The sequence below is a fragment of the Providencia sp. M-27 genome (genome assembly GCF_011077905.1).
Taxonomy (GTDB): Bacteria; Pseudomonadota; Gammaproteobacteria; order Enterobacterales; family Enterobacteriaceae; genus Providencia; species Providencia huaxiensis.
Genome location: NZ_JAALBT010000006.1, coordinates 21,470 through 41,378, shown reverse-complemented (window position 1 = coordinate 41,378; position 19,909 = coordinate 21,470). Strand labels below are relative to the sequence as shown.

The following is a 19,909-nucleotide window of genomic DNA, read 5'->3' as shown; positions in this document are numbered from 1 at the left end:
AATTACAACGGGTTTACACCGATGTTCTAAAGGAGTTGTAACTATGCGTATAAGTAAACTTGTATTATCGATGATGATTTTAGGTGCAACCTGTGCAGTCCAAGCAGAAGAGTTAAACGGCACTCTGAAAAAAATCAAAGACAACGGTGTAATAGTTGTTGGTCATCGTGAATCTTCCGTCCCTTTCTCTTACTATGATAATAGCCAGAAAGTGGTGGGTTACTCGCAGGATTATTCAAATGCTATTGTTGATGCAGTGAAGAAAAAATTAAACATGCCTGATCTGCAAGTCAAACTCATTCCAATTACATCACAAAACCGTATTCCACTACTGCAAAATGGCACATTTGATTTTGAGTGTGGCTCAACAACCAATAACGTAGAAAGACAAAAACAAGCCGCTTTCTCTAACACGATCTTTGTGGTCGGGACACGCTTGCTCACCAAAGGTGACTCTGGTGTAAAAGACTTTGCTGACTTAGCAGGTAAAAATGTCGTTGTGACCTCAGGTACAACTTCTGAAATTCTGTTGAATCAGTTAAATGATGAAAAAAACATGAAAATGCGCATTATCAGCGCGAAAGACCATGGTGACTCGTTCCGTACCTTAGAGTCTGGCCGTGCTGTCGCCTTTATGATGGATGACGCATTGTTAGCAGGTGAGCGAGCAAAAGCGAAAAAACCAGAGATCTGGGAAATCGTCGGCAAACCACAAACTGAAGAAGCTTACGGCTGTATGTTACGTAAAGACGACCCTCAATTTAAAGTGCTTATCGATGAAACCATTGCGAATGCACAAACCTCGGGTGTCGCTGAGAAATCCTTTGACCGCTGGTTCAATCAACCTATTCCACCAAAAAATCTGAACCTGAAATTTACGTTATCCGATGAAATGAAAGCCTTATTTAAAGAACCGAATGACAAAGCATTAAACTAATAAAAAGACAAACAGGGTATTACTGAAGTAAGAATTGCAAGGTGGCCGTTCCCCGCCTTGCATCCTCTTTTACGACAGTATTCGGGAATTTCATTGCCCACAGGAAGTCAACATCATGTCTATTAACTGGAATTGGGGGATTTTCCTTCAGGAAGCCCCGTTTGGGAATACCACCTATTTAGGGTGGTTAATATCTGGCCTCGAAGTCACCGTAACACTTTCTATTTGTGCCTGGATCATCGCATTCTTAGTCGGCTCATTTTTCGGTATTTTACGTACCGTACCTAACCGTTTTTTAGCCTTTTTAGGAACTGCTTACGTAGAGTTATTCCGCAACGTACCACTTATTGTGCAATTTTTTACTTGGTATTTGGTTATTCCAGAACTTCTCCCTCGCTCAATCGGGGATTGGTTTAAAATGGACTTAGATCCTAACTATCAATTCTTTATTTCCTCAATGCTTTGCCTTGGGTTATTCACCGCAGCACGAATGACCGAGCAAGTACGTGCAGCCATTCAGTCACTACCTAGAGGGCAAAAAAGCGCTGCTCTCGCAATGGGGCTCACTTTGCCACAAACCTATCGCTACGTTTTATTACCCAACGCCTATCGGGTAATTTTGCCACCAATGACGTCTGAAATGCTGAACTTGGTCAAAAACTCAGCCATTGCATCAACCATTGGTTTAGTCGATATGGCGGCACAAGCAGGAAAGCTATTGGACTATTCTGCTCACGCATGGGAATCCTTTACCGCAATTACGTTAGCTTATGTCGGAATTAACGTCATTATTATGATTTTGATGACGTTATTAGAGCGCAAAGTTCGCTTACCTGGCACCATTGGAGGGCGGTAAAATGATGTATGAATTTGATTGGAGCTCAATTGCTCCGAGTATGCCCTTCTTAATCGATGGCTTTATTGTCACCGCGAAAATTACACTGACCGCGATAGTGGTGGGGATTTTGTGGGGTACTGTCCTTGCTGTGATGCGGTTATCCACATTCAAACCCATTAGCTGGTTTGCTGCCTTGTATGTGAATACATTTCGCTCCATTCCACTAGTCATGGTTTTGCTGTGGTTCTACTTAATTGTGCCTAGCTTATTACAAAATGTTCTAGGCTTATCACCAAAAAATGATATTCGTTTAATTTCGGCAATGATAGCCTTCTCTCTTTTTGAAGCGGCCTATTACTCTGAAATCATTCGTGCTGGTATTCAAAGTATTTCTCGAGGGCAAGCCTCTGCTGCGTTAGCATTGGGAATGACAAATATGCAAACCATGCGGCTCGTCGTATTACCGCAAGCCTTCAAAGCCATGGTGCCGTTGTTGTTAACTCAAGGGATTGTACTGTTTCAGGACTCATCCCTCGTGTATGTGCTCAGTTTGACAGACTTTTTCCGTACCGCCACCAATATAGGTGAGCGTGATGGGACACAAGTAGAGATGGTACTGTTTGCGGGTCTGGTGTACTTTATTGTTAGTTTTGGCGCTTCTATGTTAGTGAATTATCTTAAGAAAAGGACTGTTTCATGATAACCCTGAAAAATGTATCCAAATGGTATGGCCAATTTCAGGTGCTTACAGACTGCACAACTGAAGTTAAAAAAGGTGAGGTTGTGGTTGTGTGCGGGCCATCTGGTTCTGGTAAATCCACATTAATAAAAACAGTGAATGGTTTAGAACCTATTCAGCAGGGTGAGATTTTTGTGAATGATATTCAAGTAAATAACAAAAAAACTGACCTTGCCAAATTACGCTCTAAAGTAGGAATGGTGTTCCAGCACTTCGAGCTATTTCCTCATTTATCAATCATTGAAAATCTGACATTAGCGCAAGTTAAGGTATTAAACCGCGATAAAAAAGAAGCGGAAGCAAAAGGTTTGAAATTATTGGAGCGCGTAGGTTTATCCAGCCATGCCAATAAATTTCCAGCTCAGCTTTCAGGCGGACAACAACAACGTGTCGCTATCGCTCGAGCACTGTGTATGGACCCAATAGCAATGCTATTTGATGAACCTACTTCAGCGCTAGACCCAGAAATGATCAACGAAGTTCTTGATGTTATGGTTGAATTAGCTAATGAAGGTATGACCATGATGGTGGTTACCCATGAAATGGGCTTCGCCAAAAAAGTGGCTAATCGCGTGATTTTTATGGATGAAGGGAAGATTGTTGAAGACAGTAAAAAAGAAGACTTTTTTGCTAACCCACAATCTGATCGTGCAAAAGATTTCCTCGCAAAAATTCTTCATTAATATTAGAGAGGGAGCTTATTAGCTCCCTCCTCTTATCACTATATTATTAACAAATAAATCAACAACAACGCCCCAGATCCGAAATAGTTCAACAAACCACTACCATTTCACTGGTTTTTTAGTTAAGTTGTTTGGTTATCAGCGTAAAATATCCTGATCCGTTCCCCGAAAAGCAATATCCAGCTTCCCCCGTAGGTTCAGCTAATCAACTATTGTTGTTTTCGGTGTAGATCCGCTATGCTATGCGGATCTCAATTTAAGAAAGACATTCACGCTACAGATGTAGCATTTATTCACCATAGGATTATCGGTGCCATGCAAGAACAATATCGTCCAGAAGATATAGAGCCTAAAGTACAGCGTCACTGGGATGAAAAAGCAACTTTCAAAGTGACTGAAGACAACAGCAAAGAAAAATACTACTGCCTGTCCATGCTACCTTACCCTTCTGGTCGACTACACATGGGCCACGTACGTAACTACACCATGGGTGACGTTATCTCTCGTTACCAACGTTTGTTGGGGAAAAACGTTCTCCAACCAATTGGTTGGGATGCGTTTGGTCTGCCTGCTGAAGGTGCTGCAGTTAAAAATAATACAGCTCCTGCGCCATGGACTTACGCCAATATCGACTACATGAAAAACCAGCTGAAAATGCTCGGTTTCGGTTATGATTGGGATCGTGAAGTCACCACTTGTACTCCTGAATATTACCGTTGGGAACAATGGTTCTTCACTAAATTGTATGAAAAAGGTTTAGTGTACAAAAAAACCTCTGCGGTAAACTGGTGCCCACATGATTTAACCGTTTTGGCGAATGAACAAGTGGTTGATGGCTGCTGCTGGCGTTGTGACACCCCTGTTGAGCGCAAAGAAATCCCACAATGGTTTATTAAAATTACCGACTACGCGGAAGAACTGCTCAACGACCTCGACAAATTAGATGACTGGCCAGAGCAAGTCAAAACCATGCAGCGCAACTGGATCGGCCGTTCCGAAGGAACTGAGATCACATTCAATGTTGCAGACCGTGATGAAACCTTAACAGTTTATACCACTCGCCCTGATACTTTTATGGGGGCAACTTATGTGGCTGTTGCAGCAGGACACCCTCTGGCGAAAGAAGCTGCGACAAATAACCCAGAATTAGCCCAATTTATTGATGAGTGCCGTAACACCAAAACTGCAGAAGCAGATATGGCAACCATGGATAAAAAAGGTATGGCTACCGGCTTATTCGTTATTCATCCATTAACCCAAGAAAAGCTGCCAATTTGGGTCGCTAACTTTGTCTTAATGGAATACGGTACTGGTGCGGTTATGGCCGTTCCTGCCCATGACCAACGTGACTGGGAATTCGCTCACAAATATAACTTACCCATCAAGGCTGTTATTGCTGATGCTGATGGCAATGAGCCTGATTTATCCCAAGAAGCGATGACTGAGAAGAATTCCCTGATTAACTCAGGTGAGTTCAATGGATTAGACCACCAAGCTGGTTTTAATGCGATTTCAGATAAACTCGTTTCTCTGGGCGCAGGCCAACGCAAAGTAAACTACCGCTTACGTGACTGGGGCGTTTCACGTCAACGTTACTGGGGCGCACCAATCCCAATGGCAACATTGGAAGATGGTACTGTCGTGCCTGTTCCTGAAGACCAATTACCTGTCATTCTGCCGGAAGATGTCGTGATGAACGGCATTACTAGCCCAATTAAAGCTGATCCTGAGTGGGCAAAAATGACCATTAATGGTCAACCTGCGTTACGTGAAACGGATACCTTCGATACCTTTATGGAATCTTCTTGGTACTATGCACGTTATACCTGCCCACAATATGACGAAGGCATGTTAAACCCAGAGGCAGCAAACTACTGGTTACCGGTTGACCAATATATTGGTGGTATCGAACACGCCATCATGCACTTAATGTATTTCCGCTTCTTCCATAAGTTGATGCGTGATGCAGGGTTAGTTAACTCTGATGAACCAGCAAAACGTCTACTGTGCCAAGGCATGGTGCTTGCTGATGCATTCTATTACACCGGCAGCGATGGCCAACGTGTTTGGGTATCCCCAGCAGATACCATTGTTGAACGTGACGACAAAAACCGTATTACTAAAGCCGTAGACAGTGAAGGCCATGAACTGGTGTATACCGGTATGAGCAAAATGTCTAAGTCGAAAAACAACGGTATTGATCCACAATTGATGGTCGAAAAATACGGTGCCGATACTGTTCGTCTGTTTATGATGTTTGCGGCTCCACCTGAGTTAACCCTTGAGTGGCAAGAGTCTAGCGTTGAAGGCGCTAACCGCTTCGTTCGTCGTGTTTGGCGTTTAGTGCATGAACATTCTCAAAAAGGCGCCACTTCGCCTTTAGATATCAGCGCACTGACACCAGAACAGAAAGACTTACGTCGTGATCTGCACAAAACAATTGCTAAAGTCTCTGATGATTTCAGTCGTCGTTATGCATTTAATACCGCGATTGCAGCCGTCATGGAATTCTTAAACAAATTAGTTCGTGCACCACAAGAAACTGAGCAAGACCGTGCATTAGTCCAAGAGTCTCTCGAGGCTATCACGCTGATGTTATCACCAATCATTCCACACGCTTGCTTTGAGATGTGGAAAGCACTCGGTCACCAAACGGACATCGACTTTGCACAGTGGCCTGTTGCTGATGAAAAAGCCATGATTGACGATACCAAACTGGTTGTTGTTCAAGTTAATGGTAAGGTGCGTGGCCGTATCACCGTTCCGGCTGATGCAACCCAAGAGTTTGTCCTAGACATGGCAAAAAATGAGCCAAGCGTAGCGAAATACCTTGAAGGTGTTAGCATCCGCAAAGTAATCTATGTCCCAGGCAAATTGCTAAACCTTGTTGTAGGTTAATATTAGGTTGTTGGCTGATAAGGAGGCCAGGTGCGTTATCTGATAACTTTATTTTTGAGCCTGGCGGTGCTAGTCACCGCAGGTTGCGGTTTTCGTCTTCAAGGAACAACTCAAATTCCTGAGGAACTGAGAACTTTGCAGCTAAGTTCAAGTGACCCATATGGCTACCTCACAAGAGCGCTCAGGGAGCAACTACGGCTCAGTAACGTGAAGGTTCTCGAAACTGGAAGTCCGAACATTCCTATTTTGAAAGTCATTGGTTCGACTGAAAACACAGAAACTGTATCCGTTTATCAAGATGGTAAAGCCGCAGAGAAACAATTAACACTGGTGATGAATGCGCAGGTTTTAATGCCTGATGGTGCAATATATCCATTACAAAGCCGTGTTGAACGCACTTTCTTCGACAACCCTTTAGAAGCACTTGCAAAAGATGCAGAGAAAGAAATTGTTAGACAAGAAATGCAAGAACAAGCTGCACGTAATATCGTGCGTAAATTATTGCTTGTTCATTCAGCAGAGCTTGAAAAAGCAAAAAACCAAGCGGCTGATACGAATACTCAACCATAATGACGCGTATTTACCCTGAACAGCTGGCCTCTTCGTTACAAGAGTCTCTAAGAGGCCGCTATTTAATTTGGGGCAATGAGCCCCTTCTTCTTCAAGAAAGCCAAGATGCCATCCGAAAAGCCGCACAAGAGCAAGGCTTTGAAGAGCATTTTTCGTTTTCTCTTGAGCAAAATACCGATTGGGATGAGATTTTTAGCCTCTGCCAAGCTCTCAGCCTATTTGCAAGCCGTCAAACTCTGACGCTGTTATTGCCTGAAAATGGCCCTAACGCAGCCATGGCTGAAAAGCTGAACCAACTGGCACAACTACTGCATTCAGATCTCCTTCTTGTGTTACGCGGTCATAAGCTCACTAAAGCACAAGAAAACAGTGCTTGGTTTAAAGCAATTAGCCAAGATGCTATTTATATCAGCTGCCTAACTCCTGAATATCAGCGGTTGCCACAATGGGTTTCTAAACGCGCCTACAGTATGCGGCTTTCGTTAGAAACCGAAGCTAACCAGCTACTTTGTTACTGCTATGAAGGGAATTTACTTGGTTTGGCACAAGCACTTGAGCGGCTGTCTCTTCTTTATCCAGATGGTAAACTCACCTACCCTCGGGTCGAAAGTGCCGTTAATGATTCTGCGCATTTTACCCCCTACCATTGGGTTGATGCCCTATTGGCTGGTAAGTCCCGCCGTTCATGGCATATTTTAGAGCAACTGCAACAAGAAGATGTCGAGCCTGTTATTTTATTGCGTTCAATCCAACGTGATCTCATGTTGCTTATTACATTGAAACGCCAATCTGCAACAACCCCATTAAAGACATTATTTGATCAACACAAAGTGTGGCAAAACCGCCGAGGTGTGCTCACGGAAGCTTTACAACGTTTAACATTGCATCAATTACAATCTGCATTAATGTTATTAACGCAAGCAGAAATCAATATTAAACAAGATTTTAGCCATTCTCCATGGCCTGACCTGCAGTCACTGTCTATGCTATTATGTGGTAAAGCATTTGCAGAGAATTTTATTCATGAGTAATTCCTTTTCAAAACAACATAACTTGCTAGCATTATTCGGTGGGACGTTCGACCCCATTCACTTTGGTCATTTACGTCCGGTGCAAGCCCTTGCCCAACAAGTTGGTCTCGAAAAAGTTATCTTGTTACCTAACCACGTTCCCCCCCATCGCCCACAGCCAGAAGCGACTCCATCACAACGTTTAGAAATGGTGAAACTCGCGATTCAAAATTCACCTTTATTTGCTATCGATACGCGTGAACTAGAAAAAAATAGCCCTTCTTACACGATAGAAACACTGGTTGAATTACGCCAAGAAATTGGGCCAGAAAAACCCCTGGCGTTTATTATTGGTCAAGATTCCTTATTGTCGATTAATAAATGGCACGGCTGGGATCACATACTTGATAACTGCCATTTATTGGTTTGTTCCCGACCGGGGTATGCCACACAGTTTACCGACCCTAAAATGCAAAATTGGCTGTTAGAACATCAAACAACAGACCCTATTGCCTTAAACCAAGTAGCGAATGGGTATATTTTTATTGGGGATACCCCACTGGTAAATATCTCTGCAACCGAAATCCGCGAAAAATTAAGCTCCGGTGACTCGTGTCAGGATTTAATTCCAGATGCGGTTCTGCAATATATTCATCAACAACACCTTTACCAGCAATAAGGGATCTCTCTTATTGAATTACAATTAGGGTATGGTTCAAAAATAACTTGCTCTATTAAATAGTTGTCTGGGTATTGAACAAGCAACTGTCGCATCATCGCTAATGGCCGGTTTAACGGTAAATTCCCCGCTAAATAGTCATTAATCAGCCACAATAAGCGTTTTTTCTCATCCTTCGTAGCTTTGTGTTTAAAATAACCTTGCATATGACTCAGCGCATTAACTTCAATGTTTCTTGCAGGCACCGTTGCCAATATTTCCATTAAACAGGATTTATATTGATTAAAAAAACACTCAAGATCGGTGCTGCTTTTAATACTCGCCACTAAACGCCCAGTATACTGATAGCCAACTGGAGAATACGCCATAATGAGATATTTATGGCAGCTATGAAATTGAATAATATTGTGATGTGTTAACGCGTGATGTAAGTCATTTAATCGTTGTATCGTATACAATTTCGTCAAAAAGCAGTCCCAGAACACGACATTTTGTAGCTTGTCATCTGTTAATATCGGAATGCTCGCAGGGAATAGTCCCTGTAATTCAGAGAATTGCTGTTTAGAGCTGATAATACCATTAACCTTGTCTTGCATGTCCTCATGGGAGAAATTCGTTACAAATTCAATCATAGAACTCACTTGCTGATGAATACTAGCAGGCAGGTGATTAATCCCTTCAAATATAAAAACTTTTGGTTTAATTATTTGCACAATACGTATCTCATCCTAAAATATTTATCAGGGGAACAGTTTTTAGCGTTATTTTGTAAAGTTAGCACAAACTTCTTGCTCAAATGTACGGATATCCCTATAAATTTCACTCCACAATGAATAAAAAAGAATTTAGCCGATTTTTCTTAAAATCTAGGGTAAAATAGCAAGGCTGTTAATGTGTTTGATTCATTATCAGCGATTATTTTATCTACAAACTACAAACAGTGTTTAACGTGATATTCTGTTTATTTGAATAAAAGGTGAACCTTTTGCAAGGAACTGAACTCCAACAATTTATTATCGATCAGCTTGATGATGCTAAAGCAGAAGATATCATTACTATCGATGTTCAAGGGAAATCAAGTATTACCGATCAGATGATCATCTGTACAGGGACATCAAGCCGCCATTTGATGTCTGTTGCTGACAGGTTAATCGACGCTTGCCGCAAAAATGGTTTAATGCCATTAGGTGTTGAAGGGCAAGGTATTTCTGATTGGATTGTCGTCGACCTTGGCGATGCCATTGTTCATATTATGCAAGATGAAAGTCGTCGTATGTATGAATTAGAAAAGCTCTGGAGCTGAGTTTGAAATTACAGCTCATCGCCGTTGGAACAAAAATGCCGGACTGGGTCCAGACCGGCTTTATGGATTACCTCCACCGTTTTCCTAAAGATATGCCCTTTGAATTAACGGAAATTCCAGCCGGAAAACGTGGGAAAAATGCAGATATAAAACGCATTCTAGAAAAAGAAGGCGAATTAATGCTCGCAGCTGTAGGTAAAGGAAATCGCATCGTCACTTTGGATATTCCAGGCGATCGTTGGGACACCCCGAAACTTGCCGTACAACTCGATAAATGGAAGCAAGATGGCCGTAATGTCAGTTTATTAATCGGTGGCCCCGAAGGCCTTGCACCTGCGTGTAAAGCAGCGGCAGAGCAAAGCTGGTCACTTTCACCACTTACGCTCCCCCATCCACTGGTTCGTGTCCTTGTTGCCGAAAGTCTGTATCGCGCATGGAGTATTACGACTAATCACCCTTACCACAGGGAATAGTCAGGTTTAAATATGTTCAAAATGGCAATGGGATGAAAACACAACGCACCCCTTTTCGCGACCATACCGCTGAGTCAGTTTTGTTTATCCGCCGAGCGCTCATTGCCTTCGGTGTGATTGTCATTTTAACGTCTATTCTTGTGACGAATTTGTATCACTTGCAAATTGTTCGTCATGAAGATTACCAAACGCGGTCAAATGATAACAGAATCAAATTAGTGCCTATTGCACCAAGCCGTGGGATTATTTATGACCGCCGAGGAACTCAACTCGCACTTAATAGCACGTTTTATCAGTTAGAAATCGTGCCTGAAAAAGTCAGCAACCTACAAGAAACCTTAGATAACCTTCGCAATGTGGTCGATTTAACTGACGAAGACATCGCTAATTTTGAAAAAGAGCGTAAACGTTCACGCCGCTTTACCTCAATTGCACTAAAAACGCAGCTCAATGAAGTCCAAGTCGCTCGTTTTGCCGTTAATCAATACCGTTTTTCCGGTTTAGAAGTCAAAAGCTATCAACGACGCTCTTACCCATACGGCTCTGCATTAACCCATGTGATTGGCTATGTGGCGAAAATCAATGACAAAGATGTCGAACGTCTTGATAAAGAAGGCTTATTACCCAACTATGCCGCTAGTCATGATATCGGGAAATTAGGTATTGAACGCTATTATGAAGACATTTTACACGGTAAAACAGGCTATGAAGAAGTTGAAGTGAATAGTCGTGGTCGCGTTATTCGCCAGCTTCATGAGCAACCACCGCAAGCGGGTCGAGATATCTACCTCACCATTGACCTCGAATTGCAAATTTATATCGAAAAGCTGTTAACCACTAGCCGTGCAGCCGTCGTCGTCACTGATCCGCGTAATGGGGAAATTTTGGCTCTGGTATCGAATCCAAGTTATGACTCTAACTTGTTTGTTAACGGTATCTCCAATAAAGATTATCAAGCGCTATTGAATAACCCTGACAGGCCATTGATTAACCGAACAACTCAAGGGCTATACCCCCCTGCATCGACAGTAAAACCGTTTATTTCTGTCGCTGCGTTAAGTGAAAAAGTGATCACCCCCAATACCACCATTTTTGACCCTGGTTGGTGGCAATTACCCGGTTCAGAAAAACGTTATCGTGACTGGAAGCGCTGGGGGCACGGCAAACTCAACGTATCAAAATCTATTATTGAATCGGCTGATACTTTCTTCTATCAAGTCGCCTATGACATGGGGATTGACCGTATTTCTGAGTGGATGAGCCGGTTTGGCTTTGGCGATTATACGGGGATTGACCTTGCTGAAGAACGCTCAGGGATCATGCCGACCCGTGAATGGAAACAAAAACGCTATAAAAAACCTTGGTATCAAGGTGATACCATTCCTGTTGGTATTGGACAAGGCTATTGGACCGCAACGCCAATTCAAATGTCAAAAGCATTGATGACACTAATTAATGATGGCCAAGTTAAAACACCTCATTTGCTCTACGGTACAAAATTGGGTAATGCCATGGTGCCTTATGAAGACAAAGAGACCAAACAAATTGGCGATGTGAATTCAGGTTTTTGGGAGCTCGCTAAGCATGGAATGTACGGTGTTGCCAACGCACCAAATGGTACAGGGCGCCGCAGTTTCATTGGTACACCATATAAAGCGGCTGCCAAGTCGGGTACCGCTCAAGTCTTCAGTTATGAAACCTATAATGCCAGTAAACTCGCTGAACACTTACGCGACCATAAATTGATGATTGCTTACGCTCCGTATGATAAACCCACTATCGCTGTTGCGATTATTTTAGAAAATGGGGGCGTGGGCCCTGCAGTCGGTGACATTGTGCGGCAAATATTTGACCACGTTCTTCTTGGTGATAACCGTACCGAAGTCGCGGTGTCAGCAACCAATGCAGGAGAAGATCGCTGATGCACAATCCAACGAATAACAATGGGCTATAAAGAATATGACAGACGATAAGAAAAAAAATTCGTTATCCATGCGTCTGCATATAGATGTGCCTATGCTACTGATTATCATCGCGTTGCTTGCATACAGCGCATTTATAATGTGGAGCGCTAGCGGCCAAGATCCTGAAATGATGGAACGCAAATTGGGGCAGATTGCGTCAGGTTTCGTTGTCATGATAGTGATGGCGCAGATCCCCCCTAGAATGTATGAAAACTGGGCTCCTCACCTGTTTATTTTTTGCGTTATCTTACTGGTTTTTGTTGATGTGTTTGGGCAAATAAGTAAAGGGGCTCAGCGCTGGTTAGACTTGGGTTTCATTCGGTTTCAGCCTTCTGAAATTGCAAAAATTGCCGTTCCTTTAATGGTCGCTCGTTTCATGAATAGAGACCTGTGCCCTCCTTCATTCAAAAACACCTTAATCGCGCTCGTCTTGATTTTTGTACCGACATTATTAGTGGCAGCGCAGCCAGACCTTGGTACCTCAATTTTAGTTGCCGCTTCCGGCTTGTTTGTTTTGTTCCTTGCCGGGATGAGCTGGCGGCTCATTGCTGTCGCAGCCATTGCTCTCGCAGCCTTTATTCCATTGCTGTGGTTCTTTTTAATGCATGGCTACCAAAGAGCCCGCGTTATGATGTTATTAGACCCAGAAACAGACCCATTAGGGGCTGGTTACCATATTATCCAATCAAAAATTGCGATTGGTTCTGGTGGGTTAATGGGGAAAGGTTGGCTCCATGGCACACAATCACAGCTTGAGTTTTTGCCAGAAAGACATACCGACTTTATTTTTGCCGTGTTAGCAGAGGAACTTGGCTTAGTCGGGGTGCTTATTTTACTTGGCTTATACCTTTTACTGATTATTCGCGGGCTTTATATTGCTGCTAGCGCACAGAATACATTTGGTCGGGTTATGGTTGGTGGTTTGATCTTAATCCTTTTTGTCTATGTATTTGTGAACATCGGTATGGTCAGTGGTATATTACCTGTCGTTGGTGTCCCTCTCCCTTTAGTGAGCTACGGGGGCTCCGCTTTGATTGTTTTAATGGCTGGATTCGGTATTATCATGTCGATACATACACACCGAAAATTCCTTTCTAAAAGTTTATAAAATGAGGCTTAGTATGCGTTTACAATGGATAATGCTTGGCGTCACAGCCGCGCTACTCAGTGGCTGTGTGACAGATGAAGTTAAACAACCTGCCCAAGTGCCAGCCAATGTACCCACTCAAGATGTATTAGGTGCAGAGCCTCATTATGAGCCGTATCATCCAACTGCAAATAATGATTACTCACGTAATGGCCAACAATACCAAATCGTACGTGACCCATCACAATTTAGCCAAGTAGGCTATGCATCCATTTATGGTGCAGAGTCTGCAGGCAATATGACAGCGATTGGTGAACGTATTAACCCAGTGGAATTAACTGCCGCTCACCCTACTTTGCCAATTCCAAGTTATGTTCGTATCACTAACATGATGAATGGCCGCATGATGGTCGTCCGTGTTAATGACCGTGGGCCTTATGTCCCGGGCAAAAGTATTGCGGTATCAAGAGCAACCGCTGACCGCCTGAATTTAATGCCTACAACAAAAATTAAAATTGATGCCATTCAAGTTGCTCAAGATGGTAGCTTGTCAGGAACAGGGACCGTGGGTTCTAATTTTGTGAAACAAAGTTATGCATTACCGGGACGCCCACAATTAGGTTCTGGCCCAATGGGTACCCCTGTAATGGAGAACTTGCCTACGCCAGAAAATACATTGCCCGTTCAGCAGCCAAAAGAACCGATGCAGCCTACTATGCCAGATATGAACCTGCAAACACCAACACCGCCACCAGCAGCAACTACAGCTGAAGAATCGGTGCCAGAACGCGGTTTTCTCGTTCAAGCTGGTGCAATTAGTAGCCAAACCAATGCTCAAAACATGCTGAATGAATTGAAAACGCAGTTTAATGTCCCTGGGCGCCTACAACCCTACAATGGTATTTACCGAGTACAGTTAGGGCCATTTAGTACAAGACAGCAAGCTGTTGAGGTTCAAGGCCGTTTACAGTCTGAAAAAAATCAATCGTCAATGGTCGTTGCGCCATAAAGCGATGCCAACTTAGGTTGCTCACGTCTATTTGGAGCAACCTAAATTCAGGCAATATTGAACTGACAAAAAAATCATTGGTACAGCGCAAAAGTCACTTTTTTCTTACCCCTTTCTTTTGCTAAACTGCGCCTCCTTGTGTTAACCGAATTTCGGATGTAATGGTAAAACCATGAATAATGTCGCTCCATCACGCATCGTGCGTCATACAGTGCTGGGCTCCGCACTCCTTCTTATGACTGCTAATATTGCAAATGCTAATGAAACCTTCCCGAATACATCAATTCCTGCTGCACCCGCGATTGATGCAGAAGCTTATATATTAATTGATTATAATTCAGGCAAAGTTCTTGCTGAAAGTAATGCTGACCAGCGCCGCGACCCTGCGAGTTTGACCAAAATGATGACCAGCTATGTTATTGGTCAAGCAATTAAGTCAGGTAAAATTGGTGAAAATGATATTGTCACGGTCGGAAATGATGCATGGGCGACGGGTAATCCAATATTTAAAGGCTCATCATTGATGTTCTTAAAACCTGGCGATCGCGTTAGCGTATCACAGTTAACTCGTGGTATTAATTTGCAATCAGGTAACGATGCTTGTGTTGCAATGGCCGACTATATCGCAGGTGACCAAACCAACTTTGTTCAATTAATGAATGGCTACGTGAACAAATTAGGGCTAAAAAACACACATTTTGAAACCGTTCATGGTTTAGATGCGGATGGTCAGTACAGCTCAGCCCGTGATATGGCCCTTATTGGCCAAGCGCTAGTGCGTGATGTCCCTGAAGAATACGCTATCTATAAAGAAAAAGAATTTACCTTTAACAATATCCGCCAAACAAACCGTAATGGCCTATTGTGGGATAAAAGCCTTGCGGTTGACGGTATCAAAACAGGCCATACTAATGCCGCGGGCTACAACCTTGTCGCATCAGCAACCGAAGGCGACATGCGCCTGATCTCGGTTGTTATGGGCGGTAAAAGCAGCAAAGGCCGTGATGCAGAGAGCAAAAAATTACTCACTTATGGCTTCCGCTTTTATGAAACCGTTAAGCCATTACAAGCCAATGTTGACTTTGCCAGTGTGCCAGTCTGGCTTGGTGATGAAAATGAAGTAAAATTAGGTGTCACAGAAGATTTGTACCTCACAATCCCACGTGGTCGCTTAAAAGATTTAAAAGCGAGCTATGAGTTATCAACCACTGAGCTCGAAGCCCCGTTAACCAAAGGCCAACAAGTCGGGACAATTAGTTTTCAGCTTGATGGCAAAATCATCGAACAACACCCTCTAGCGGTGTTAAAAGATGTTGAAGAAGGTGGTTTCTTCAGCCGGTTAATTGACTACATCAAATTACTCTTTCATCGCTGGTTTGGTTAAGACTTGAAACTAAAACAAGTCGTCCCCATATAGTAAGCATTGAAATAGATAAGTATTGAAATAGATAAGTATCGAAATGTTTGTTGGATGAATACTTCTCATTGGCTGGTTTAATACCAGCCAATCTTTTTCAGCCAGCAGCCCAATTTAAAAATTAGGAGTGCCCATGAAAACGAAATTAGGTGAACTGCTTGAGTTCCCATGTCCATTAACCTACAAAGTAATGGGCTTGGCACAGCCTGAACTGGTTGATCAAGTGATTGAAGTGGTACAGCGCCATGCGCCAGGTGACTATAGCCCAGACGTAAAACCAAGTAGCAAAGGCAATTATCACTCAGTTTCTATTACTATTAATGCAACTCATATTGAACAAGTTGAAACCTTGTACACTGAGTTAGGTGCATTAGAGTTAGTGAAAGTAGTGCTTTAATCAAAACTGTATTAAAGATCCACATCAAAGGCCGAATAGTCTGTTGCTATTCGGCCTTTTTCGTTTTGTTCCTCTACTTTAGCGTGGATTACATTTACACCTAAATAACATTTGATTCCAATTTGAATCACATTTTATGCAAGTACCAGATACGATGTTAGCTTGAAGTATGGCAAACATAGGCGTTATACTGCCCGCAACGATAAAGACAACGTGGACACCTAAATTTTGTCAGATAGATGTATAACCATACGCCAACTCGGCCTTGCTCCTTATCAAACTGTTTCTGATGCGATGCATCAATTCACTGAAGAGCGTACCCAAAATACGTGTGATGAAATATGGCTGGTTGAACATCCTCGCGTATTTACCCAAGGCCAAGCCGGAAAAGCAGAACACGTTCTTGCCCCTGGTGATATTCCTGTCGTTCAAAGTGATAGAGGTGGCCAAGTCACCTACCATGGCCCTGGGCAGCAAGTGATGTACGTGATGCTCGACTTAAAACGTAATAAAATTGGTGTCAGAGAACTCGTCAGCGCACTAGAAAATACCGTCGTTAATACCCTTGCCCATTTTAATATTGCAGCGTATCCTCGCCCTGATGCTCCTGGTGTCTATGTTAATGGCGATAAAATTTGCTCCCTCGGATTACGCATACGGCAAGGCTGTTCTTTTCATGGTCTCGCATTAAATATTGATATGGATCTTGAACCCTTTAACCGCATTAACCCTTGTGGTTACAGTGAATTAAAAATGACCCAAGTGAGTGACCTTGCTCCCAAAGTGTCAGTTTCTGATGTTCAGCCTGTGCTAATTCGCCAATTCTGTGACACACTGGGATTTCATATCGCTCAATAATAATGCTATAATTTTTAACAATTTTAAAAAATATTTTAATGAATGGATAACAGCCTCCATTTAGTTTTATTTAGAATTATCACTTATCCATCAGCATAAAAGATAACTGGAACCGTCATATTATGAGTAAACCAATTCAGATAGAACGCGGAATTAAATATCGTGACGCCGACAAAATGGCGCTGATCCCTGTCAAAAACGTTGTGACTGAACGAGAAGAAATTCTACGTAAACCTGACTGGATGAAAATTAGGCTTCCTGCTGACTCCACTCGTATTCAAGGCATTAAAGCCGCCATGCGTAAAAATGGCTTACACTCTGTATGTGAAGAGGCTTCGTGCCCTAACCTTTCTGAGTGTTTTAACCACGGTACTGCGACCTTTATGATTTTGGGCGCTATTTGTACCCGCCGCTGTCCTTTCTGCGATGTTGCTCATGGTCGACCTAATGCACCGGATGCAAACGAACCTGAAAAATTAGCACAAACTATTAAAGATATGGCGCTACGCTATGTCGTCATCACGTCAGTTGACCGTGATGACCTACGTGATGGCGGAGCACAACATTTTGCTGATTGTATTCGTGCTATTCGTGAAAAAAGCCCATCAATTAAAATTGAAACACTGGTTCCTGATTTCCGCGGCCGTATGGATCGCGCATTAGAGATTTTAACCGCAACACCACCAGATGTGTTCAACCATAACCTTGAAAACGTGCCGCGTGTTTACCGCCAAGTTCGTCCAGGCGCTAATTATGAATGGTCTTTAAAATTACTCGAAAAATTTAAAGAAGCGCACCCCGATATCCCAACTAAATCTGGGTTAATGGTCGGTCTTGGTGAAACCAATGAAGAGATTATCGAAGTTATGCGCGATTTACGTCGCCATGGTGTCACGATGCTCACACTTGGCCAATACTTGCAGCCAAGCCGTCATCACTTACCCGTCAAACGCTATGTTAGCCCTGCTGAGTTTGATGAAATGAAAGATGAAGCCATGGCAATGGGCTTCACTCACGCAGCCTGTGGCCCATTCGTTCGCTCTTCTTACCATGCCGATTTACAAGCTAAAGGCGAAGAAGTTAAATAGTCTCAACTGTTTAATTTATAGATGAAAAGGTCTGGTTTATATCAGGCCTTTTTTATTTTTTATAGATAAAAAAACTCGCCCTAGATAGCTAGGGCGAGTTTTCAGCTGTTCGTTTTAATCTTAATTATAAAAATTACAGAGGAATAACGTTAGCAGCAGATGGGCCTTTAGCACCTTCAGTAATTTCAAATTCCACTTTTTGGCCTTCAGCTAAGGTTTTGAAACCATCGCCCATAATCGCAGAAAAGTGAACAAATACATCTTTGCTACCATCTTCTGGAGTGATAAAACCAAAACCTTTAGATTCGTTGAACCACTTAACGTTACCTTTAACTTTAGACATCAAATATTACCTTTAAAATAAAATAGACACACCATCTGTATCAAGCTCAGTACATCAGATTTCTCAGTTACTTGTCTACAACCTAGATCACGAAAATGGACTAAAAAGATAAAAAAATATTATTTATCGATAGAATGGGCTCTGATTTCGATAATAATTCTTAACAATAGTAATTATTACAACTAATAGTATTACTTATAGCTAATTATTTAGCTTTTACTTCTCATGCAAAAGTAACCAATCTTTAATATCTAAGCCCCCTGTATATCCCACTAGTTTTCCATCGTGTCCAAGAACGCGATGACAAGGAACAATTAATGAGATTGGATTACGTGAGTTTGCCATACCGACTGCGCGGCAATAATTGACGGATCCTAGCTTTAATGCCAAATCTTTATAACTCCATCGCTCCCCATAAGGGATCCCACAAAGGTGTTTCCATACTTTTTTCTGAAATTCTGTTCCTTGTGGGTTTAATTCAACCGTAAACGCGGTTCTTTTGTGATTAAAATATTCCTTTAATTCTTTTACGCAAAGCTTGGAATGTTCATTCTTCGTTTCTTTTTCTGTTTTTTCATCAACAAAATAGAGGCTAGTTACTCCGTCATCATCAGCCGTAATATGGATCCACGGTTTAGGAAATTTATCCGGGGTTGCTAAATATTGATGGTACATAGTATCTCCTCAAAAGGACTCAATTACCTGATTGTATATACAGTTATAGAGTAAATTATTTCCACTTTGCAATGATCTTTTTTCTTAGAGTGTCTCTTTGAATCATCTAATACGATATTTTTTTATTTTCAATGTTAATAACCACCTAGCCAACAATTAGAATAATTATCATTCAACATTTCATATTCACTACATATTGTGCGGTTGATAAAACAAAAATCTATATATAGTATTTAGGTATCACGTACCTTATTTCTAATGCTATTAAACATTCAAAAGGTAAATAACATGACTGAGATTACCATTTATAGTAAACCTAACTGCGTTCAGTGTAATGCTACTTATCAAGCCTTAGATCGCAAAGCGATTTCTTACCAAATTATTGACCTCACTGAAGATAGCCAAGCTCTTGAACTTGTAAAAAAATTAGGCTACCAACAAGTTCCTGTCGTTATTGCGGGCGACAAACATTGGGCGGGTTTTCGGCCAGACATGATTAGCCTATTAGCCGCTTAGGTGATGTCATGGAAACGGAATCACTCATCTATTTTTCAAGTCGCTCAGAAAATTGCCATCGCTTTATTGAAAAACTAGATATCCCTGCAACACGGTTACCTATTGGCAATCACAAAAGTAGCCTAATTGCGACAAAACCTTATGTTTTACTACTGCCGACTTACGGTGGCGGTGGAACAAAAGGTGCGGTTCCAAAAGAAGTGATCCAATTTCTTAATATTGAAGTCAATCGCGCACTTATCCGTGGTGTTATTGCTGCGGGTAATACCAATTTTGGCGATGCCTATGCGATAGCTGGGAATATCATCGCGCAAAAATGCCATGTCCCCTACCTATATCGTTTTGAACTTCTTGGTACTGATAAAGATGTTCAGTCCGTTCAACGAGGCCTAAAAACGTTTTGGCAACGTACAAACAACTAGAGT

The 19,909-nt window shown here is 42.2% G+C and carries 22 protein-coding genes; 19 read left to right on the top strand and 3 right to left on the bottom strand.

Annotated elements, in window-relative coordinates; translation table 11 throughout:
• The first annotated feature begins 43 nt into the window (after positions 1 to 43).
• The 8 genes from G6Q48_RS10325 to nadD all read left to right on the top strand — a co-directional run bounded on the left by G6Q48_RS10325 (position 44) and on the right by nadD (position 8,354).
• Positions 44 to 937 carry an amino acid ABC transporter substrate-binding protein gene (locus tag G6Q48_RS10325; protein ID WP_102138301.1) on the top strand — a complete coding sequence of 298 codons (894 nt, stop codon included), beginning with the start codon at positions 44 to 46 and terminating at the stop codon, positions 935 to 937.
• Positions 938 to 1,052: 115 nt separating this feature from the next.
• Positions 1,053 to 1,793: an amino acid ABC transporter permease gene (locus G6Q48_RS10320; protein WP_102138300.1), complete on the top strand. Its 741-nt coding sequence runs from the start codon at positions 1,053 to 1,055 to the stop codon at positions 1,791 to 1,793.
• 4 nt (positions 1,794 to 1,797) lie between these two features.
• Positions 1,798 to 2,475: a glutamate/aspartate ABC transporter permease GltK gene (gene gltK, locus G6Q48_RS10315; RefSeq protein ID WP_036958176.1), complete on the top strand. Its 678-nt coding sequence runs from the start codon at positions 1,798 to 1,800 to the stop codon at positions 2,473 to 2,475.
• Complete coding sequence (locus G6Q48_RS10310; RefSeq protein ID WP_004257041.1) at positions 2,472 to 3,197, top strand: amino acid ABC transporter ATP-binding protein; 726 nt, start codon at positions 2,472 to 2,474, stop codon at positions 3,195 to 3,197. The genes gltK and G6Q48_RS10310 overlap by 4 nt, the downstream gene beginning before the upstream one ends.
• Positions 3,198 to 3,512: 315 nt before the next feature.
• A complete protein-coding gene (gene leuS, locus G6Q48_RS10305; RefSeq protein ID WP_166266286.1) occupies positions 3,513 to 6,095 on the top strand; it encodes a leucine--tRNA ligase in 2,583 nt (860 codons plus the stop codon).
• A 30-nt stretch (positions 6,096 to 6,125) separates the two neighbouring features.
• Positions 6,126 to 6,665, top strand: coding sequence for an LPS assembly lipoprotein LptE (lptE, locus tag G6Q48_RS10300; protein WP_102138298.1), 540 nt, complete (start codon positions 6,126 to 6,128; stop codon positions 6,663 to 6,665).
• On the top strand, positions 6,665 to 7,696 hold the full coding sequence (gene holA, locus G6Q48_RS10295) for a DNA polymerase III subunit delta (protein ID WP_102138297.1): 1,032 nt from the start codon (positions 6,665 to 6,667) through the stop codon (positions 7,694 to 7,696). The genes lptE and holA overlap by 1 nt, the downstream gene beginning before the upstream one ends.
• Entirely contained in the window at positions 7,689 to 8,354 is a 666-nt protein-coding gene (gene nadD / locus G6Q48_RS10290; protein ID WP_166266283.1) for a nicotinate-nucleotide adenylyltransferase, read from the top strand. Before holA ends, nadD begins: the two co-directional genes overlap by 8 nt.
• Here the strand turns inward: nadD and G6Q48_RS10285 are convergent.
• On the bottom strand, positions 8,342 to 8,986 hold the full coding sequence (locus G6Q48_RS10285) for a YbgA family protein (RefSeq protein WP_242685802.1): 645 nt from the start codon (positions 8,984 to 8,986) through the stop codon (positions 8,342 to 8,344). The genes nadD and G6Q48_RS10285 overlap by 13 nt on opposite strands.
• A 344-nt stretch (positions 8,987 to 9,330) precedes the next feature.
• Here G6Q48_RS10285 and rsfS point away from each other — a divergent pair, with 344 nt between their 5' ends.
• The 9 genes from rsfS to lipA all read left to right on the top strand — a co-directional run bounded on the left by rsfS (position 9,331) and on the right by lipA (position 17,950).
• The gene (gene rsfS / locus G6Q48_RS10280; protein WP_080750930.1) at positions 9,331 to 9,657 is read left to right on the top strand and encodes a ribosome silencing factor; all 327 of its coding nucleotides are present in this window, start codon (positions 9,331 to 9,333) and stop codon (positions 9,655 to 9,657) included.
• A 2-nt stretch (positions 9,658 to 9,659) separates the two neighbouring features.
• Positions 9,660 to 10,130, top strand: coding sequence for a 23S rRNA (pseudouridine(1915)-N(3))-methyltransferase RlmH (gene rlmH, locus G6Q48_RS10275; RefSeq protein WP_004908925.1), 471 nt, complete (start codon positions 9,660 to 9,662; stop codon positions 10,128 to 10,130).
• 32 nt (positions 10,131 to 10,162) lie between these two features.
• Positions 10,163 to 12,052 (top strand): peptidoglycan DD-transpeptidase MrdA, encoded by a 1,890-nt coding sequence (mrdA, locus tag G6Q48_RS10270; RefSeq protein ID WP_102138294.1) that lies wholly within the window; start codon positions 10,163 to 10,165, stop codon positions 12,050 to 12,052.
• Between the two features lie 37 nt (positions 12,053 to 12,089).
• Positions 12,090 to 13,202 (top strand): peptidoglycan glycosyltransferase MrdB, encoded by a 1,113-nt coding sequence (mrdB, locus tag G6Q48_RS10265; protein ID WP_102138293.1) that lies wholly within the window; start codon positions 12,090 to 12,092, stop codon positions 13,200 to 13,202.
• A gap of 13 nt (positions 13,203 to 13,215) precedes the next feature.
• Positions 13,216 to 14,190 carry an endolytic peptidoglycan transglycosylase RlpA gene (gene rlpA / locus G6Q48_RS10260; RefSeq protein WP_102138292.1) on the top strand — a complete coding sequence of 325 codons (975 nt, stop codon included), beginning with the start codon at positions 13,216 to 13,218 and terminating at the stop codon, positions 14,188 to 14,190.
• Between the two features lie 172 nt (positions 14,191 to 14,362).
• Positions 14,363 to 15,574, top strand: coding sequence for a D-alanyl-D-alanine carboxypeptidase DacA (gene dacA / locus G6Q48_RS10255; protein ID WP_166266277.1), 1,212 nt, complete (start codon positions 14,363 to 14,365; stop codon positions 15,572 to 15,574).
• A gap of 166 nt (positions 15,575 to 15,740) precedes the next feature.
• A complete protein-coding gene (gene ybeD, locus G6Q48_RS10250; RefSeq protein WP_004257083.1) occupies positions 15,741 to 16,004 on the top strand; it encodes a DUF493 family protein YbeD in 264 nt (87 codons plus the stop codon).
• Positions 16,005 to 16,247: 243 nt separating this feature from the next.
• Positions 16,248 to 16,862 (top strand): lipoyl(octanoyl) transferase LipB, encoded by a 615-nt coding sequence (gene lipB, locus G6Q48_RS10245; protein WP_375373116.1) that lies wholly within the window; start codon positions 16,248 to 16,250, stop codon positions 16,860 to 16,862.
• A 122-nt stretch (positions 16,863 to 16,984) separates the two neighbouring features.
• Positions 16,985 to 17,950 carry a lipoyl synthase gene (gene lipA / locus G6Q48_RS10240; protein ID WP_102138289.1) on the top strand — a complete coding sequence of 322 codons (966 nt, stop codon included), beginning with the start codon at positions 16,985 to 16,987 and terminating at the stop codon, positions 17,948 to 17,950.
• Positions 17,951 to 18,083: 133 nt separating this feature from the next.
• Here the strand turns inward: lipA and cspE are convergent, their stop codons facing one another.
• Both cspE and G6Q48_RS10230 read right to left on the bottom strand, forming a co-directional pair.
• Complete coding sequence (gene cspE / locus G6Q48_RS10235) at positions 18,084 to 18,293, bottom strand: transcription antiterminator/RNA stability regulator CspE (RefSeq protein WP_004257099.1); 210 nt, start codon at positions 18,291 to 18,293, stop codon at positions 18,084 to 18,086.
• Between the two features lie 216 nt (positions 18,294 to 18,509).
• Complete coding sequence (locus tag G6Q48_RS10230; protein ID WP_102138288.1) at positions 18,510 to 18,968, bottom strand: methylated-DNA--[protein]-cysteine S-methyltransferase; 459 nt, start codon at positions 18,966 to 18,968, stop codon at positions 18,510 to 18,512.
• 288 nt (positions 18,969 to 19,256) lie between these two features.
• On the opposite strand from G6Q48_RS10230, the gene nrdH reads away from it, so the two are divergent.
• Together nrdH and nrdI are read left to right on the top strand one after the other, a co-directional pair.
• Entirely contained in the window at positions 19,257 to 19,484 is a 228-nt protein-coding gene (gene nrdH, locus G6Q48_RS10225; protein WP_102138287.1) for a glutaredoxin-like protein NrdH, read from the top strand.
• A gap of 8 nt (positions 19,485 to 19,492) precedes the next feature.
• Positions 19,493 to 19,906 carry a class Ib ribonucleoside-diphosphate reductase assembly flavoprotein NrdI gene (nrdI, locus tag G6Q48_RS10220; RefSeq protein WP_166266274.1) on the top strand — a complete coding sequence of 138 codons (414 nt, stop codon included), beginning with the start codon at positions 19,493 to 19,495 and terminating at the stop codon, positions 19,904 to 19,906.
• Positions 19,907 to 19,909 lie beyond the last annotated feature (3 nt).

What these genes read in the sequence shown, in the direction of transcription:
- G6Q48_RS10325 (WP_102138301.1), top strand. Translation starts at nt 44, where the DNA reads ATGCGTATAAGTAAACTTGTATTATCGATGATGATTTTAGGTGCAACC.
- G6Q48_RS10320 (WP_102138300.1), top strand. Translation starts at nt 1,053, where the DNA reads ATGTCTATTAACTGGAATTGGGGGATTTTCCTTCAGGAAGCCCCGTTT.
- gltK (WP_036958176.1), top strand. Translation starts at nt 1,798, where the DNA reads ATGTATGAATTTGATTGGAGCTCAATTGCTCCGAGTATGCCCTTCTTA.
- G6Q48_RS10310 (WP_004257041.1), top strand. Translation starts at nt 2,472, where the DNA reads ATGATAACCCTGAAAAATGTATCCAAATGGTATGGCCAATTTCAGGTG.
- leuS (WP_166266286.1), top strand. Translation starts at nt 3,513, where the DNA reads ATGCAAGAACAATATCGTCCAGAAGATATAGAGCCTAAAGTACAGCGT.
- holA (WP_102138297.1), top strand. Translation starts at nt 6,665, where the DNA reads ATGACGCGTATTTACCCTGAACAGCTGGCCTCTTCGTTACAAGAGTCT.
- nadD (WP_166266283.1), top strand. Translation starts at nt 7,689, where the DNA reads ATGAGTAATTCCTTTTCAAAACAACATAACTTGCTAGCATTATTCGGT.
- G6Q48_RS10285 (WP_242685802.1), bottom strand. Translation starts at nt 8,986, where the DNA reads ATGATTGAATTTGTAACGAATTTCTCCCATGAGGACATGCAAGACAAG.
- mrdA (WP_102138294.1), top strand. Translation starts at nt 10,163, where the DNA reads ATGAAAACACAACGCACCCCTTTTCGCGACCATACCGCTGAGTCAGTT.
- mrdB (WP_102138293.1), top strand. Translation starts at nt 12,090, where the DNA reads ATGACAGACGATAAGAAAAAAAATTCGTTATCCATGCGTCTGCATATA.
- rlpA (WP_102138292.1), top strand. Translation starts at nt 13,216, where the DNA reads ATGCGTTTACAATGGATAATGCTTGGCGTCACAGCCGCGCTACTCAGT.
- dacA (WP_166266277.1), top strand. Translation starts at nt 14,363, where the DNA reads ATGAATAATGTCGCTCCATCACGCATCGTGCGTCATACAGTGCTGGGC.
- ybeD (WP_004257083.1), top strand. Translation starts at nt 15,741, where the DNA reads ATGAAAACGAAATTAGGTGAACTGCTTGAGTTCCCATGTCCATTAACC.
- lipA (WP_102138289.1), top strand. Translation starts at nt 16,985, where the DNA reads ATGAGTAAACCAATTCAGATAGAACGCGGAATTAAATATCGTGACGCC.
- cspE (WP_004257099.1), bottom strand. Translation starts at nt 18,293, where the DNA reads ATGTCTAAAGTTAAAGGTAACGTTAAGTGGTTCAACGAATCTAAAGGT.
- G6Q48_RS10230 (WP_102138288.1), bottom strand. Translation starts at nt 18,968, where the DNA reads ATGTACCATCAATATTTAGCAACCCCGGATAAATTTCCTAAACCGTGG.
- nrdH (WP_102138287.1), top strand. Translation starts at nt 19,257, where the DNA reads ATGACTGAGATTACCATTTATAGTAAACCTAACTGCGTTCAGTGTAAT.
- nrdI (WP_166266274.1), top strand. Translation starts at nt 19,493, where the DNA reads ATGGAAACGGAATCACTCATCTATTTTTCAAGTCGCTCAGAAAATTGC.